The sequence below is a fragment of the Micromonospora sp. NBC_00858 genome (assembly GCF_045207365.1).
Taxonomy (GTDB): Bacteria; Actinomycetota; Actinomycetes; order Mycobacteriales; family Micromonosporaceae; genus Micromonospora.
Map to the genome: position 1 here is coordinate 5,092,874 of NZ_CP108828.1, position 15,102 is coordinate 5,107,975.

Consider the following 15,102-nt stretch of genomic DNA (forward strand, 5'->3'; position numbering starts at 1 on the left):
GGAGACCTCGATGGCCAACGCACTGATCATCGTGGACGTGCAGAACGACTTCTGCGAGGGCGGCTCGCTGGCCGTCGGGGGCGGCGCGGATGTGGCCGCCGGCATCTCCCGGCTGCTCGCCGCCGAGCCGGACCGCTGGGCACACGTGGTCGCCACCAAGGACTACCACATCGACCCGGGCGCGCACTTCGGCGACCCGCCGGACTTCGTGGAGTCCTGGCCCCGGCACTGCGTGGTCGGCACCAGCGGCTCGGAGTTCCACCCCGATCTGGACACCGGGCGGGTCGAGGCGATCTTCCACAAGGGCGAGCACGCGGCGGCGTACTCCGGGTTCGACGGGCACGCCGAGGACGGCGAGTGCCTGGCCGACTGGCTGCGCCGGCACGACGTGGACCAGGTCGACGTGGTCGGCATCGCCACCGACCACTGCATCCGGGCGACCGCGCTGGACGCCGCCCGGGAGGGCTTCGCCACCACCGTGCTGCTCGAACTGACCGCCGCGGTCGCTCCGGAGACCACCGACGTGGCGCTGCGGGCGCTGGACGGCGCCGGGGTGACCATGCGCGGTCAGCCTGTGATCAGGGCCGCATGAGGCGGTAATTGGTTGGTCATCCGCCCGCCGCCGGTCGAGGATGTCGCCGGAGGTACGGACCCACGTGAACATGAAGCCTTACCGGGAAGCGCTCGCCGTGCCCGGCCTGCGGTCGCTGCTGCTGCTCGCCGTCCTCGCCCGCATCCCGCTCACCGCGACCGGTGTGACGCTGACCTTCTACGTGGTGCTCGACCTCGACCGGGGCTACGGGGCGGCAGGCCTGGTCGGCGCGGCCGTCACGGTCGGTGCGGCGATCGGCGGCCCGCTGCTCGGCCGGCTGGTGGACCGGCGTGGCCTGCGCCCGGTCCTGGTGCTCACCGCGATCGCCGAGGCGGTGTTCTGGACCACCGCGCCCTCGCTGTCGTACCCGCTGCTGCTGCCGGCCGCCTTCGTGGCCGGCTCGCTGGCCCTGCCCATCTTCTCGGTGGTCCGCCAGTCGATCGCCGCGATGGTCCCGGAGGACCGGCGCCGCCCGGCGTACGCGCTGGACTCGATGTCGGTGGAGCTGTCCTTCATGATCGGCCCGGCGCTGGCGGTGGCCCTGGTCACGGCGATCTCCGCGCGCACGACCCTGTACCTGGTCGGTACCGGCATCGTCGCCGCCGGGATCGGACTGTGGCTGCTCAACCCGCCCATCCGGGGTGCCAGCGAGCCGACCGGCCCGCGGCGCCGGGTGCCCCGCCGCGAGTGGCTGACCCCCCGACTGCTCGCCGTGCTGGCCGTCAGTACCGCCGCCACGCTGGTGCTCGGCGGCACCGACGTGGCGGTGGTGGCCGTGCTGCGGGCGAGCGGCGAGGTCGGCTGGACCGGCGCGGTTCTGTCCATCTGGGCGGTCGCCTCGCTGGCCGGCGGCTTCGCCTACGGTGCCGTACACCGTCCAATCTCCCCGCTGGCCCTGACCGCTGCGCTCGGCCTCTGCACCATCCCGATCGGGCTGGGCGGCGCGCACTGGTGGCTGCTCTGCCTGGCACTGATCCCCGCCGGCGCGCTCTGCGCGCCGACCATCGCGGCCGCCTCGGACGCGGTCAGCCGGCTGGCCCCGCCCGAGGTACGCGGAGAGGCGATGGGCCTCCACGGGTCGGCGGTCACCGTCGGCATCGCGATCGGCGCTCCGCTCGCCGGCGCGGTGATCGACGCCAGCGAGCCGCTCTGGGGCTTCGTGGTGACCGGCGCGCTGGGCGCGCTGGTCACCCTGGTGGTGCTCCCGATCGAACTGCGCCGCCGCCGCAACGCCATCACGGCCACCCTGGCGCCGCCCGTCGAAGCCGACGTCACCCCCGCCACCCGCTGACGTCCCGGGTCACCACCCCGGTGGGCGGCAACGCGCCCGTCCCGCCTGGTTGGCGCTGCGATCGCCAGCCTTGAGAGCTGGCCGGCGCCGAGCCAGCAGGCAGCCGGCACCGGGCCAGCGGGCACCGGGGCGGCCGGCGCTGTTCTCAGGGGCCACGTCGAGATGGCGACGATCGTCCGGGCAGCATGCACAAAAGAGCTTGATACCTGTGAGGCAAATTTATGCCTCACAGGTATCAAGCTCATGTGGAACAGTGGCCGGACAGCCGGGACGGGCGACCCCGGGGTCGGCCGGAAGCGCAGACCGAACCGAAGCAAGCCGAGCGCGCCGGGCCGGACGGAAGCACGGGCCGAGCTGAGCCGCCCGCCGGCTGCGCTAGGTGTACTGACTCGGAACCGAGCCGAACCGAGCCGCGCCACGCCAGCCGGCCAGCCAAGCCGAACGAACCGAACCGCGCCAGCCACGCCAGGCCGAGCCGAGCCACGCGGCCGGGCAGCCGCGCCAAGCCAGTCGGGCCGGGCCGGGCCGGGCCGGGCCGGGCCGGGCCGGGCATGAGGCGACCGCGGGTCCGACGGTGGCCGGACATGGCGACGGGCGCCGCTCCCGGTGGTCCCGGGGGCGGCGCCCGTCGTACGGCTGCTGAGCTGAGCGTCAGTTCCGGTCAATGTCGCTGGCGATGTCCTCGCGGTAGCTGGCCCCGCCGTCCGACTCGCTGGTGAGCGGCTTGGCGCCACCCTCCGGCGGACCGGCCAGGCTCTGGCCGCCGGCGGCCAGCTCCGGGAACTTCATGTCGAACGCCGGCCGCTCGGAGCGGATCCGGGGCATCCGGTCGAAGTTGCGCAGCGGCGGCGGGCTGCTGGTCGCCCACTCCAGCGAGTTGCCGTAACCCCACGGGTCGTTCACCTCGACCACCGGGCCGGTCTTGTACGACTTCCAGCAGTTGTAGATGAACGGCAGCGTGGAGATACCGGTGATGAACGCGCCGATCGTGGAGACCATGTTCAGCGTGGTGAAGCCATCGCTGGGCAGGTAGTCGGCGTACCGACGGGGCATGCCCTCGTTGCCGAGCCAGTGCTGCACCAGGAAGGTGGTGTGGAAGCCGATCATGGTGAGCCAGAAGTGCACCTTGCCCAGGCGCTCGTCGAGCATCCGGCCGAACATCTTCGGGAACCAGAAGTAGATGCCGGCGAAGACCGCGAACACGATGGTGCCGAAGAGCACGTAGTGGAAGTGCGCCACCACGAAGTACGAGTCGTGCACGTGGAAGTCGAGCGGCGGGCTGGCCAGCAGCACGCCGGTGAGACCACCGAAGAGGAAGGTGACCAGGAAGCCGATCGCGAACAGCATCGGCGTCTCGAAGCTGATCTGCCCCCGCCACAAGGTGCCGATCCAGTTGAAGAACTTCATACCGGTGGGCACGGCGATCAGGTAGCTCAGGAAGCTGAAGAACGGCAGCAGCACCTGGCCGGTGGCGAACATGTGGTGCGCCCAGACGCTCATCGAGAGCGCGGCGATCGCGATGGTCGCGGCGACCAGCCCCTTGTAGCCGAAGATCGGCTTGCGGGAGAAGACCGGGATGACCTCGCTGATGATGCCGAAGAACGGCAGCGCGATGATGTACACCTCGGGGTGCCCGAAGAACCAGAACAGGTGCTGCCAGAGCATCGGCCCGCCGGTCGCCGGGTCGTACACGTGGGCGCCGAGGAGGCGGTCCGCGGCGAGCGCGAACAGCGCGGCGGCCAGCAGCGGGAAGACCAGGATCACCAGGAGGCTGGTGACCAGCATGTTCCAGGTGAAGATCGGCATCCGGAACATGGTCATGCCCGGCGCGCGCAGGGTCAGGATCGTCGTGATCAGGTTGACCGCACCGAGGATCGAGCCGAGGCCGGAGATGGCCAGCCCCATCACCCACATGTTGGCGCCGACGCCAGGCGAGTGCTCGACGCTGCTCAGCGGCGTGTAGGCGGTCCAACCGAAGTCGGCGGCACCGCCCGGGGTGAGGAAGCCGGCGGTCGCCATCGTCCCGCCGAACAGGAACAGCCAGTAGGCGAAGCTGTTCAGCCGCGGGAAGGAGACGTCGGGTGCACCGATCTGCAGCGGCACGACGTAGTTGGCGAACGCGAACACGACCGGCGTCGCGAAGAACAGCAACATGATCGTGCCGTGCATGGTGAAGAGCTGGTTGTACTGCTCGGGCGACAGGAACTGCATCCCGGGTCGAGCCAGCTCAGCCCGCATGACCAGGGCCATCAGGCCACCGATCATGAAGAACACGAACGCGGTGACCATGTACATGATCCCGATTTGCTTCGCGTCCGTGGTACGAAGCAGCCGCGCGATGGCCGACCCCTTGACCGGCTCCCGGACCGGCCAGGGCCGGGTCACGACCGGCTTGGGTGCGACGGTGGTCACGAGTGGCCTCCGGTTCTCGGTTGTCCCGCTCGGCACACGCTGGTTATTGGCGGGCCGTTATCCGCAGGAAGAATAGTCCCCGGCAGGTCGGAGCGCCGCGTGGGGTGGCGGGACACGATCTACAGCGGCCCGACCAGCAAGCGGTAGTGCTCTCCGAAGATCCGACCGCCCCGTCCGCGCAATAGCGGGTCGCGCAGCGCTGGCGGTACGTCCCTGGTCCGGTTGCGGTCCCGGGTCCGGTCCCGCACCCAGCGGGTACGCGGACGGCGGCGACTCTCGTACGCGACCAGGGCCGCCTCCACGCTGCCGGCAGCGCGCAGCGAGTCGGCCAGCACCACCGCGTCCTCCAGCGCCATGGCCGCACCCTGGGACAGTGTCGGCGCGGTAGCGTGCGCGGCGTCGCCAACCAGCAGCACCCTCCCCTGGTGCCAGCGCCCCAGCTCCACCTCGTCGGTGATCCCGACGTGCACCCCGTCGAGCGCCGCGAGCACCTCGGGCACCGGGCCGCGGTAGTCGGCGAAGAGTTCGCGCAGCCGGGCCAGCGGGTCGGCCGGCGCTTCGGTGCCGGCCTCATCGGCGTAGCAGTGCAGCCGTCCGGCACCGATCGGCACCATCAGGAACCCGGAGCGCTGGCCGAGCAGGGCGGTCCACTCGCTGACCGGCGGACCGTCGCGCAGCACGGCCCGGTAGACCACCTGCCCGACGGGTCGGGGCGGCCCGCCGAGCGAGGCCAGCGCGCGGACCGAGGAGCGCGGCCCGTCGGCACCGATGACCAGGTCGTACTCGGTGCTGGTGCCGTCGGTGAAGGTGACCCCGACCCCGCCCGGGAGCAGATCCAGGGTGCGGACCTCGGCGCCGTGCCGGACGGCGCCGCCGGCTCCGCTGAGCAGCACCCGGTGCAGGTCCGCCCGGGGCAGCGCCCGGCACTCGCCGACGCCGGCCCAGAGGGTGTCGAGGTCGACTTCGCAGAGCGGCGCGCCAGCGGCGTCGAAGAAGCGCTGCCGGCGGATCACCTGCCCGAGTGGGCGTACCGGGTCGTGCAGGTCCAGCCGGTGCAGCGCGCGGGCCGCGTTGCCCGGCAGGTAGAGGCCGGTCTCGGTGGACTCCCCCGGCGGCAGCTTGTCGGTGACGTCGGGCCGGAAGCCCGCCAGGCGTAACGCCCGGGCCACGGCCAGGCCGGCAATGCCCGCGCCGACGACGAGGATGCGCAGGGGGGAGCCACCCATGGTGGTGTACGCCTCCGGAGGGGATGCGGCACGCGTTGGAGGCAACACGCTACTCGGCGCTATCGGCGCACACCAGGGCCCATTTGGCCCGCCGGAGTCGCTCGTCGGCGGCTCCCGCCGCTTAGCTGGACGTCCGCTGCCGACTGTCCGGCGCGCGCGTGGCAATCCTCACATTTCACCAGTTTGACGCGTACGGTTGCGCACTACTTTCAGACATGTAAATGTGTCATCGAGCGTGGGAGCGCTCCCGTACCTGCCCCGACCTCATTTCGGCGCCCGGCACGCGCCGCAGTCAAGGAGCGTCATGAAACGTCCACTTCGGGCCCTGGTCGCCGCTGGCCTGCTGCTCGGCGGCTCGATCGTCGCTGTGGCCCTCGGCGGCAACGCCTCCGCCGACACCCAGATCTGTGAGCAGTACGGCTCGACCGTCATCCAGAGCCGGTACGTGGTGCAGAACAACCGGTGGGGCACCACCGCCCAACAGTGCATCAACGTCACCGACACCGGCTTCGAGATCACCACGCAGAACGGCAGCAACCCCACCAACGGCGCGCCCACCGCGTACCCCTCGGTGTTCTTCGGTTGTCACTACACCAACTGCTCTCCCGGCACGAACCTGCCGATCCAGGTGAGCCAGATCAGCAGCGCCACGAGCAGCATCAACTACCGGTACGTCAGCGGCGCGACCTACAACGCCTCGTACGACATCTGGTTGGACCCGACGCCCAAGCGGGACGGGGTGAACCAGATGGAGATCATGATCTGGCTCAACCGGCAGGGCTCGATCCAGCCCATCGGCTCACCGGTCGGCACGGCCACCCTGGTCGGCCGGACCTGGGAGGTCTGGCGGGGCAGCAACGGCGGCAACAACGTCATCTCGTACGTCGCGCCGTCGCCGATCACCAGCCTGAACTTCAGCGTGCTCGACTTCATCACCGACGTCCGCAACCGGGGTGCGATCACCAACAGCTGGTACCTGACCAGCATCCAGGCCGGCTTCGAGCCCTGGCAGGGCGGTGCCGGTCTGGCGGTGACCTCGTTCTCTGCCGCCGTCAACGGCGGCGGCCCACCGCCCACCACGCCGCCCCCGACGACTCCGCCGCCCCCGACCACCCCGCCGCCGGGCGGCGCCGGGTGCGCGGTGAAGTACACGCCGAACTCGTGGAACAGCGGCTTCACCGCCGACGTCCAGATCACCAACACCGGGTCCAGCACGGTCAACGGCTGGACGCTGAGTTACGCGCTGCCCAGCGGGCAGCAGGTGACCAGCGCGTGGAACGCCACGGTAAGCCAGAGCGGGTCCACGGTGACCGCCCGAAACCTGAACTGGAACGGCACGCTCGCCCCGGGCGGCACGGCCAGCTTCGGGTACCAGGGGACGCTGAGCGGGGCGTACTCGTCGCCGACGAGCTTCACCCTCAATGGCATGGCCTGCTCCCGCTCCTGAGCGGTAGGCAACTGGCAGTGGGGGCGTGACCATCCGGTCACACCCCCACTGATCACCCGCACTCCCTTGCCCTACCCGCCCGGGACTTCACCAGCTTTGGAGAACTCCTCGATCAGAGCCAGCATGCGATCAATCAGCCGTAGCTGCGTCTCGGGACCGAGGTCGTTCAGGTTCACCGCACATCGTCGCACCACGACAGGGTCAGACCCGGGTGAGCCGGACGGCGTCGGCGATGACCAGGCCGGTGGCGCTGCTCCACCGGCTCACGGCCACCCGGTTGGCGTCCCCGGCCGGAAGCGTGAACGTGCCGAGGGACCGCCACTGCCCGCCGGTGGCCCGTTGGTCGACGATGATCGTCCGGTTGCCGGTGCTGGTGGCGACGATGTACGGGGTGGCGCTGTTGTAGCCGGAGGTCGCCGGCCACCAGGCGTCGACCCGGTAGTTGGCGGTGGCCGGGACGTTGAACTTGTACCACGCGGCGTCGCTGGACGCGACGGGTTCCGCGTACCGGTAGTCGGCGCCGTACCGCTGCGCGGAGTACGTCGACGCGCCCCAGTTGGCGCTGGCGGTGAACCGGCCAGCGGTGGTGTTGTCCACGATGGAGGACCACGCCGGGGGGTTGCCGCCGGACATCTTCGCCGCCACGTCGGCGCGCATCACGTTCAGGTCGATGAAGGACGGGTCGATCTTGCCGCTGGTGCTGGTCTCCCGGTGCCCCCGGGCGTAGCTGCTGTCCCTGCCCAGCCGGGTGAGCACGGCGGCGGTGGCGGCGATCGACGCGTTGTACTGCGCGGCGGTCATCTCCTGGTTGACGCCGTTGTAGTCGATCTCCCACCCGATCATCAGGGTGTTGCCGTCTCCGGCCGGAATCGGCCCACTGCCTCCGCTGGCCCCGGCGTGGTTGCACCGGCCGGCCGAGATGACGTGGAAGACCCCGTTGTAGTCGACGAGCGCCTGGCAGAGCGGGCCGGCCAGATCCGACCGGCCGTTGATGCAGATGTTGAGCGCCGGGTGCGGGTTGCTGGCGCTGGAGGTAGCGGCGGTGTGGTGCCAGAGCACCCCGATCGGGTCGAACGATCCCGGCCGCATCCGGTTGAGCCAGTCACCCTCGACGACGACCTGGACCCCGGCGGCGCGCAGCACGTCCACGAGCCAGGGAATCGTGGCCATCAGGACGGCCCGAGAAGGTCGGCCAGGCACTCGACCTTCGGCGCGGCGCTCGCCGGGGTGGGCCGAGCAACGGTGGTCAGCGCGACGGCCACCAGGGCGGGGATGCCGAGCATCCCGCGGCGGCGCAGACGAATGGATGGTGACCGGGCCATGAAGATCCTCCAGCGACGACGGGTTCGAACGCATCGACGAATGTGATGACGGGCACGCTATACCGTCACGAGCGTCGATGTCGATACCCTTCATCAACGAGCCGGTCACTGAAGGAATTTGGCAGCGGGAGCGCTGTCAGGCGCCGCCGAGCGCGTCGATGTCGCGCATCTCCTCCGCGGTCAACGAGAAGTGGAAGACGTCGAAGTTGGCGGTGATCCGTTCCGGGGTCACCGACTTCGGGATCACCGGGATCTCGTGGTCGATGTGCCAGCGCAGCACCACCTGCGCGGGCGAGACGCCGTGCGCACCGGCGATCCTGGTCAGCACCGGGTGGCTGAGGTCGCTGGTCTTGAACGGGCTGTACCCCTCCAGCACCACGCCCCGGTCCCGGTGCTCGGCGTGCCGCTGCCGGTCGTACAGCGCCGGGCTCCACCGGATCTGGTTGACCGCCGGGTTCTCCTCGGTCGCCTGGATCAGCTCGTCGATCTCCGGGGTGCTGTAGTTGCTGACCCCGACCGACCGGGTCAGGTTCTCGTCCCGGGCGGCCAACAGCTCCCGCCACATCGGGATGCTGTCGGTGGGCGACGGCGGCCAGTGGATCAACCAGAGGTCCACCTGGTCGAGACCGAGCGCCTCCAGGCTGGCCTCCAGCGTCTCCCGCTCCCGGCCCACCCGGTTCGGCGGAACCTTGGTGGTGATGAAGACGTCCTCCCGGCGCAGCCCGCTCTCCTTCACCGCCCGGCCGACCTCCCGCTCGTTGCCGTACATGGTGGCGGTGTCGAGGTGCCGGTAGCCGGTGTCGAGCGCGGCCAGCACCGCGTCGTAGCCGGCCTGGCCGGTGGCCTTCCAGGTGCCGAACCCGAGCAAGGGCATCCGCACGTCACCGGGGAGCAGGACGGTGGGCTGGTCGGTGAGGTCCATGAGGACCGTTCTACCCCGCCGCGGACCCGGCCGGCGAGTGAACCGGACACTCCGGTGTCCAGCGCAACCGTCCGGTTTGCCGGAGAATGCGGGTGTGACGGACCGGCTGGAGGAGTACCGGCGCCGCCGGGACGCGGCCCGCACGCCCGAGCCGGTGCCGGAGCGGAGCCCGACCGCGGCCGGCCCCGACGACGGCAACGCCCGCTTCGTCATCCAGCAGCACCACGCCCGCAGCCTGCACTGGGACCTGCGGCTGGAGCACGACGGAGTGCTGGCCTCCTGGGCGGTGCCGCGTGGCCTGCCCCGCGACCCGGGCCGCAACCACCTCGCCGTGCACACCGAGGACCACCCGATGGAGTACCTCGACTTCTCCGGTGAGATCCCCGCCGGCGAGTACGGCGGTGGCCGGATGGTCATCCACGACCGGGGCACCTACCACTGCGAGAAGTGGCGCGACGACGAGGTGATCGTGACGCTCTCCGGTGAGCGGACCGCCGGCCGCTACGCGCTCTTCGCGACCGGCGGGCGGGACTGGATGGTCCGGCGCACCGACCCGGCTCCGCCCGGCTGGATGCCGATGCCCGAATTGGTCCGCCCGATGCACCCCACGCCCGCCGCCGGGCTCCCCCGGGACGGCGCCGCGTGGGGGTACGAGCTGCGCTGGGATGGGGTCCGGGCGATGGCGTACGTCTCCGGCGGCCGGCTCCGGCTGCTCTCCGAGACCGACGAGGAGATCACCGCCGGGTACCCGTGGTTGCGCGCGCTGGCCGAGGCGCTGGCGCCGACGGAGGCGGTGTTGGACGGGGTACTGGTCCGCATCGACGGCGCCGGCCGGGTCCGCCCGGCCCGTCCGGCCAGCGGCGGTCGGGTTCCGGCGGGCGCCCAGTACCTGCTCGTCGACCTGCTGTGGTTGGAGGGCGTGAGCAGCGTCGACGTGCCGTACGCGCAACGCCGGGAGCTGCTCGATGGGCTGGCATTGACCGGTACGCACTGGCAGACTCCGCCGTGGTTTCCGGGCGCCGGCGACGAGGCGCTGCGCACCGGGCGGGAGCAGGGCCTGCCCGGCGTGATCGCCAAGCGGCTGGACTCGGTCTACGAGCCGGGCCGGGGCAGCCGACGCTGGCTGAGCATCGACGCGGTCTGACGGCGAGGAGCGACGTGTACCTGACCCACCTGGACTGCCCGCGCTGCGGCCGGGAGTACGACGCCGACCGGTTGCAGAACCTCTGCGAGTGCGGCTCCCCGCTGCTGGCCCGCTACGACCTGCCGGCGGTGGCGAAGGCGGTCACGCCGGAGCGCTTCCCGCTGCGCCCGGCCGACCTGTGGCGTTACCGGGAGCTGCTGCCGGTCGCCGACCCGCGACACATCACCACGCTCGGCGAGGGCTGGACGCCGCTGCTGCGCGCGCCCGCGTACGGCGCCGAGATCGGCATCACGGACCTGATGGTCAAGGACGAGGGGTTGATCCCGACCGGCTCGTTCAAGGCGCGGGGCGCGGCGGTCGGCGTGAGCCGGGCCCGCGAGCTGGGCGTCGAGCGCATCGCGATGCCCACCAACGGCAACGCCGGCTCGGCCTGGGCGACGTACGCGGCGCGGGCCGGGATGGGTGCCACCATCGTCATGCCGCTGGCGGCGCCGACCATCTGCCGGAACGAGTGCGTTGCCGCCGGGGCCGACCTGCGCCTCGTCGACGGGCTGATCAGCGACGCCGGCCGGCGGGTGGCCGAGCTGATCGCCGAGTCCGCTGGCGCGATCTTCGACGCCGGCACGCTGCGCGAGCCCTACCGGCTGGAGGGCAAGAAGACGATGGGGTACGAGATCGTCGAGCAGCTCGGCTGGCAGGTGCCCGACGTGATCATCTACCCGACGGGCGGCGGGGTCGGTCTGATCGGCATCCACAAGGCGCTGCACGAGATGCGCGAGCTGGGTTGGATCGGCGACAAGCTGCCCCGGCTGGTGGCCGTGCAGTCGAGCGGTTGCGCGCCGATCGTGCGGGCCTTCGCCGCCGGCGACGAGCGGGCCGAGCCGTGGGCCGACGCGCACACCGTGGCGTTCGGCATCACCGTGCCGGCGCCCCTGGGCGACGAGCTGATCCTGGGCGCGCTGCGGGCGTCCGCCGGCACCGCGGTCGCCGTCGACGACGCGGACATCCTGGCCGACCTGCGGGACTTCGCCACCCGGGAGGGGCTGCTGCTCTGCCCGGAGGGCGCGGCCTGCCTGACCGCGGCGCGGCAACTGCGCGCCGGCGGGTGGATCCGGGCCGGTGAGCGGGTCGTGGTGCTCAACACCGGCGCCGGGCTGAAGTATTCGGAGACCGTCGACGTCTCCGGCGTACCCGTGCTGGCCTGAGACGGGCGGGTGCCCCGCGGACCGTGCGGTCCGCGGGGTGCCCTCCGGCCGGCCTACTGGTAGGTGATGTCGGACGGTGCGTAGAGGCAGTTGACACCGTCGGCGCCCTCGCCGATCTCGGTCGGCTCGTCGCCCTTCGGCACGCCGCGGTACTTGACGCAGATCGAGGTGTCCCGGTCCGGGTCGTCGACGATCGTGATCCGGCTGAACCGGGCGGTGTCGCCCCAGTTGGTGTTGATGCCGGCGATCGCGTCGGTGTCCCGGACGACCACGTTGTCGATCACTACGTGCCGCTGATACGAGGTGGAGCAGTTGCCGCAGGCCCGGTAGAGCTTCCCGGCGTTCTCCACCCGGAAGTTCTTGATGTAGACGGTGCCCGAGCCGTTGTGCTGGAAGACCTTGTCGCTGGCGGACCGGGCGCCGCCTCCGTCGACGGTGTACGTGGTGCCGCCGCGGAAGGTGGCGGCGTCCTCGCCCACGTCCTCCCACCAGACGTTGATCAGGGTGCAGTTGCCCTCGCAGTGCACGCCGTCACCGGCCGGCGCACCGATGACCACGTTGCGCAGGGTGGCACCGGCGGCCAGCTCGAACATCGGGTCCTGGCTCTCGCTCTGCCCGCCGTCGCCGATGCCGTAGTAGCGCTTGAGCCCGCCGTCGAAGGTGCCGGAGACCGGGATCGTCGCGTCCACCTTCTGGCTGCCGGTGGGCGTCGGCCAGCCTGCCGGCGGTGGGGTGGTCGGGCCCGGCGTGGTGGGTGGCGGGGTGCTCGGCGGCGGGGTGGTCGGAGTGCCGCCACCGGCCGAGTCGACAGCCACGTCGTCGAAGCTGCCACTGGCGTACGCGGTGACCAGGCCGATCCGGCCGGCGCCGGCCAGACTGTTGCTGCCGGCGGCGATCTGGGTGCCGTTGACGAAGCCCCGGATGGTGCTGCCGCTGGTCTCGATGCGCAGGGTGTACCAGGTGCCGGTGCCGATGCCGAGTGACGCGGAGCCGATCGCGGTGATGGCACTGCCGTTGACGGCCTGGAGCTCGGCCCGACCGGAGCCGAGCAGGGCCAGCCGGTACATCTTGGTGCTGCTGGTGGACCGTGCGGCCAGCCCGACCAGGGCGCTGGACGAGCCGAAGCTCACCGGCTTGACCCGGGCCTGCACGGCGTAGTCGGTCCAGCTGGTCTGGCCGGCGAACTGCCGGGCCAGTTCGCTGCCGGCGTTGGACTGGTTGAACACGCCCGAGCCGTCGACGGCCCAGGTGCCGCCGGACTTGGACCAGCCGGAGGCGTTGCCGTCGTTGAAGTCGTCGGTGAAGACGGTGGCCGCGAAGGCCGAGGTCATGCCGGCCGCGAGGGCTGCCGCGGTCGCGCCGGCGCCCACCGCGAGCAGCAGTGGTCGTCGGCCGGGGAGTCGTCTCTTCTGCACAGTTGTCCTCCTTGACGCATGTGGTGGCGATCCCCCGGCCGTCCGTGCGAGGACGTGTTGGCACCGCGTGATGCCACGACCTGGGATCGGTGCGCCCCGTCGGATGCCCGGTTTCCAGAGCGGGGTGAAGCGGGATCAAAGCCTGGGGAAAGGGCTTTCCCGTCTTTTTGAGGCTAGGACCGCGTACGCATCAGCGTCAATGCCTGGCGCTTGCAGGTCTGTTGCAGGATTCACCGCACGGCAACGCGGCACGTCGCGGTCAGTTCCCGGCGGCGTACCCCGGTCAGTAGCTGTCCGGCTCGGTCAGCCGCCAGGCCGCGTTGATCAGGCCGATGTGCGACAGCGCCTGCGGGGTGTTGCCGAGCTGTGCACCGGTGACCAGGTCGATCTGCTCGCTGAACAGACCCACATCGTTCGCGTGCCCCACCACCTGCTCGAACAACTCCTCGGCCCGTCGGCGCTCGCCGGTCATCACCAGGCACTCCACCAGCCAGAACGAGCAGAGCAGGAAGCCCGCGGGGTCGTCCGTCCAGCGCCGGACCAGCCCGTTCTCGGTGCCGAGTTCCCGCTCCACCGCAGCGATGGTGGAGCGCATCCGGGGGTCGGTGGCCGGCAGGAAGTGCGCCACCGGCATGAAGAGTGCCGAGGCGTCCATCTCGGCCGAGCCGAACGCGCCGGTGAACGCACCCAACCGGTCGTTCCAGCCCTGGCGGAGCACCTCACCGCGGATCTCGTCGCGGATTGCGGCCCAGCGATGTGGATCGGCCCGCTCGCCGAGCCGGTCGGCGAGCCGCACCGCCCGGTCCATCGTCAGCCAGCAGAGCACCTTCGAGGAGAGGTAGTGCCGTTCCCTGTCCCGGGTCTCCCACATGCCCCGGTCGGGCAGGTGCCAGGTGCTCGCCACCTGCTCGGTCAGGCCGAGCACCATCTCCCGCAACTCCCCGTCGAACGTCGTGCCCAGGTAGTCGCGCAGCCGCCAGACCGCCGACATCACCTCGCCCGGCACGTCGAGCTGCCGCTGCCGCCAGGCGTCGTTGCCGATCCGGACCGGCGCGCTGCCTGCGTGGCCACGCAGGTGCGTGCACTCGTGCTCGCTGAGGTCCCGCTCCCCCCGCAGCCCGAACAGCACCGGCACCGGATCGTCGCCGATCCGGCCGATCGAGCGCGACACCCAGGCGAACAGCCGGGCCGCCTCGGTGGGGCAGGCCGCCACCCAGAGGGCGCGCAAGGTCATCGAGAAGTCGCGCAGCCAGGAGTACCGGTAGTCGTAGTTGCGGTCGCCGCCGAGCCGCTCCGGCAGCGACGTGGTCAACGCCGCGGCGACCGCGCCACTGCGGGCGTACGTGAGGCCGGTCAGCACGGTCGCGCTGTGCCGGACCAGATCCCGGTACCGGCCGTCGTACCCGTGCGCATCCCGGTACGCCTCCCACGCCTGCGTCGTCTCGGCGAGCGCGGCCACCGGGTCCAGCCGAGCTGGCGGGGTGCCGTACGTCTCGCCGAACGCCACGTCCAACCCGACCACCTGGCCGGCGGAGACCTCGAACTCGTGGGTCACCCGGTCCCGGCTGGCGCGCAGCGGCAGGTCACCCGCGTGCAGCACCAGCACCACCGGACCGGCACCGGCCAGCACCCCGCCATCCGGCTGGTCATGCAGGTACGGGGTGAGCAGCCCGTACTCGGGCCGGGGCGCGAAGTCCAACTCCATCCGGACCCGACCGGACAGCCCTTCGACCACCCGGATCAGCACGGCCGGCGAGTTCTTGCCCAGTTCGTGCGCGCGGGCACCCATCTCGGCGGCGAGCGCGTCGGTGACGGCCACGCTGCCGTGCGGTGTGTGGTGCACCGTGCGCAGCACCAGCGAGTCCGGCCGGTACGCGCGCTCCACCCGGTACCCGGGCCGGCCGGCGCCAACCGGCGCCAACCGGAAGTGCCCGGCGCGCGGGTCGAGCAGCCGCCCGAACACGGACGGGCCGTCGAACCGGTCCGGACACCACCAGTCGATCGAACCGTCCCTGCCGACCAGCGCGCCGGAGCGGGAGTCCGAGAGGAACCCGTAGTCGGAGATCGCCGGCTGCTGCTCCACCCGCAGCGGGTACCCGGATCGGCCCGGATCAGACCGCCGCCAG

12 protein-coding genes are annotated in these 15,102 nt (G+C 71.4%); 5 read left to right on the forward strand and 7 right to left on the reverse strand.

Annotated elements, in window-relative coordinates:
• Positions 1 to 10 precede the first annotated feature (10 nt).
• Both OG990_RS23645 and OG990_RS23650 read left to right on the forward strand, forming a co-directional pair.
• Positions 11 to 592 carry an isochorismatase family protein gene (locus OG990_RS23645; RefSeq protein WP_406077183.1) on the forward strand — a complete coding sequence of 194 codons (582 nt, stop codon included), beginning with the start codon at positions 11 to 13 and terminating at the stop codon, positions 590 to 592.
• Between the two features lie 40 nt (positions 593 to 632).
• Positions 633 to 1,883, forward strand: a complete 1,251-nt coding sequence (locus tag OG990_RS23650; protein ID WP_406077184.1) for an MFS transporter — start codon at positions 633 to 635, stop codon at positions 1,881 to 1,883.
• Between the two features lie 651 nt (positions 1,884 to 2,534).
• Here the strand turns inward: OG990_RS23650 and ctaD are convergent.
• Both ctaD and OG990_RS23660 read right to left on the reverse strand, forming a co-directional pair.
• Positions 2,535 to 4,295 carry a cytochrome c oxidase subunit I gene (gene ctaD / locus OG990_RS23655; RefSeq protein ID WP_386992983.1) on the reverse strand — a complete coding sequence of 587 codons (1,761 nt, stop codon included), beginning with the start codon at positions 4,293 to 4,295 and terminating at the stop codon, positions 2,535 to 2,537.
• Positions 4,296 to 4,414: 119 nt separating this feature from the next.
• Positions 4,415 to 5,521: an FAD-dependent monooxygenase gene (locus tag OG990_RS23660; RefSeq protein ID WP_406077185.1), complete on the reverse strand. Its 1,107-nt coding sequence runs from the start codon at positions 5,519 to 5,521 to the stop codon at positions 4,415 to 4,417.
• Positions 5,522 to 5,825: 304 nt separating this feature from the next.
• Here OG990_RS23660 and OG990_RS23665 point away from each other — a divergent pair, with 304 nt between their 5' ends.
• Positions 5,826 to 6,968, forward strand: coding sequence for a GH12 family glycosyl hydrolase domain-containing protein (locus OG990_RS23665; RefSeq protein WP_406077186.1), 1,143 nt, complete (start codon positions 5,826 to 5,828; stop codon positions 6,966 to 6,968).
• Between the two features lie 201 nt (positions 6,969 to 7,169).
• On the opposite strand, the gene OG990_RS23670 is transcribed toward OG990_RS23665, so the two are convergent.
• The 3 genes from OG990_RS23670 to OG990_RS23680 form a co-directional block, all read right to left on the reverse strand.
• On the reverse strand, positions 7,170 to 8,138 hold the full coding sequence (locus OG990_RS23670) for an N-acetylmuramoyl-L-alanine amidase (protein WP_406077187.1): 969 nt from the start codon (positions 8,136 to 8,138) through the stop codon (positions 7,170 to 7,172).
• A complete protein-coding gene (locus tag OG990_RS23675; RefSeq protein WP_406077188.1) occupies positions 8,138 to 8,290 on the reverse strand; it encodes a hypothetical protein in 153 nt (50 codons plus the stop codon). The genes OG990_RS23670 and OG990_RS23675 overlap by 1 nt, the downstream gene beginning before the upstream one ends.
• Before the next feature lie 136 nt (positions 8,291 to 8,426).
• Positions 8,427 to 9,212: an aldo/keto reductase gene (locus OG990_RS23680; protein ID WP_328424091.1), complete on the reverse strand. Its 786-nt coding sequence runs from the start codon at positions 9,210 to 9,212 to the stop codon at positions 8,427 to 8,429.
• 94 nt (positions 9,213 to 9,306) lie between these two features.
• Between OG990_RS23680 and OG990_RS23685 the strand changes: the two genes are divergently transcribed.
• On the forward strand, positions 9,307 to 10,356 hold the full coding sequence (locus tag OG990_RS23685) for a DNA polymerase ligase N-terminal domain-containing protein (protein WP_406077189.1): 1,050 nt from the start codon (positions 9,307 to 9,309) through the stop codon (positions 10,354 to 10,356).
• Positions 10,357 to 10,370: 14 nt separating this feature from the next.
• Complete coding sequence (locus tag OG990_RS23690) at positions 10,371 to 11,561, forward strand: threonine synthase (RefSeq protein ID WP_406077190.1); 1,191 nt, start codon at positions 10,371 to 10,373, stop codon at positions 11,559 to 11,561.
• 53 nt (positions 11,562 to 11,614) lie between these two features.
• On the opposite strand, the gene OG990_RS23695 is transcribed toward OG990_RS23690, so the two are convergent.
• The gene (locus OG990_RS23695; RefSeq protein WP_406077191.1) at positions 11,615 to 12,976 is read right to left on the reverse strand and encodes a pectate lyase; all 1,362 of its coding nucleotides are present in this window, start codon (positions 12,974 to 12,976) and stop codon (positions 11,615 to 11,617) included.
• Between the two features lie 283 nt (positions 12,977 to 13,259).
• On the reverse strand, positions 13,260 to 15,059 hold the full coding sequence (locus OG990_RS23700) for a glycoside hydrolase family 15 protein (RefSeq protein WP_406077192.1): 1,800 nt from the start codon (positions 15,057 to 15,059) through the stop codon (positions 13,260 to 13,262).
• Positions 15,060 to 15,102: the final 43 nt, after the last annotated feature.

Coding starts and splice junctions, on each gene's coding strand:
- OG990_RS23645 (WP_406077183.1), top strand. CDS start 11: ATGGCCAACGCACTGATCATCGTGGACGTGCAGAACGACTTCTGCGAG.
- OG990_RS23650 (WP_406077184.1), top strand. CDS start 633: ATGTCGCCGGAGGTACGGACCCACGTGAACATGAAGCCTTACCGGGAA.
- OG990_RS23660 (WP_406077185.1), bottom strand. CDS start 5,521: ATGGGTGGCTCCCCCCTGCGCATCCTCGTCGTCGGCGCGGGCATTGCC.
- OG990_RS23665 (WP_406077186.1), top strand. CDS start 5,826: ATGAAACGTCCACTTCGGGCCCTGGTCGCCGCTGGCCTGCTGCTCGGC.
- OG990_RS23670 (WP_406077187.1), bottom strand. CDS start 8,138: ATGGCCACGATTCCCTGGCTCGTGGACGTGCTGCGCGCCGCCGGGGTC.
- OG990_RS23675 (WP_406077188.1), bottom strand. CDS start 8,290: ATGGCCCGGTCACCATCCATTCGTCTGCGCCGCCGCGGGATGCTCGGC.
- OG990_RS23680 (WP_328424091.1), bottom strand. CDS start 9,212: ATGGACCTCACCGACCAGCCCACCGTCCTGCTCCCCGGTGACGTGCGG.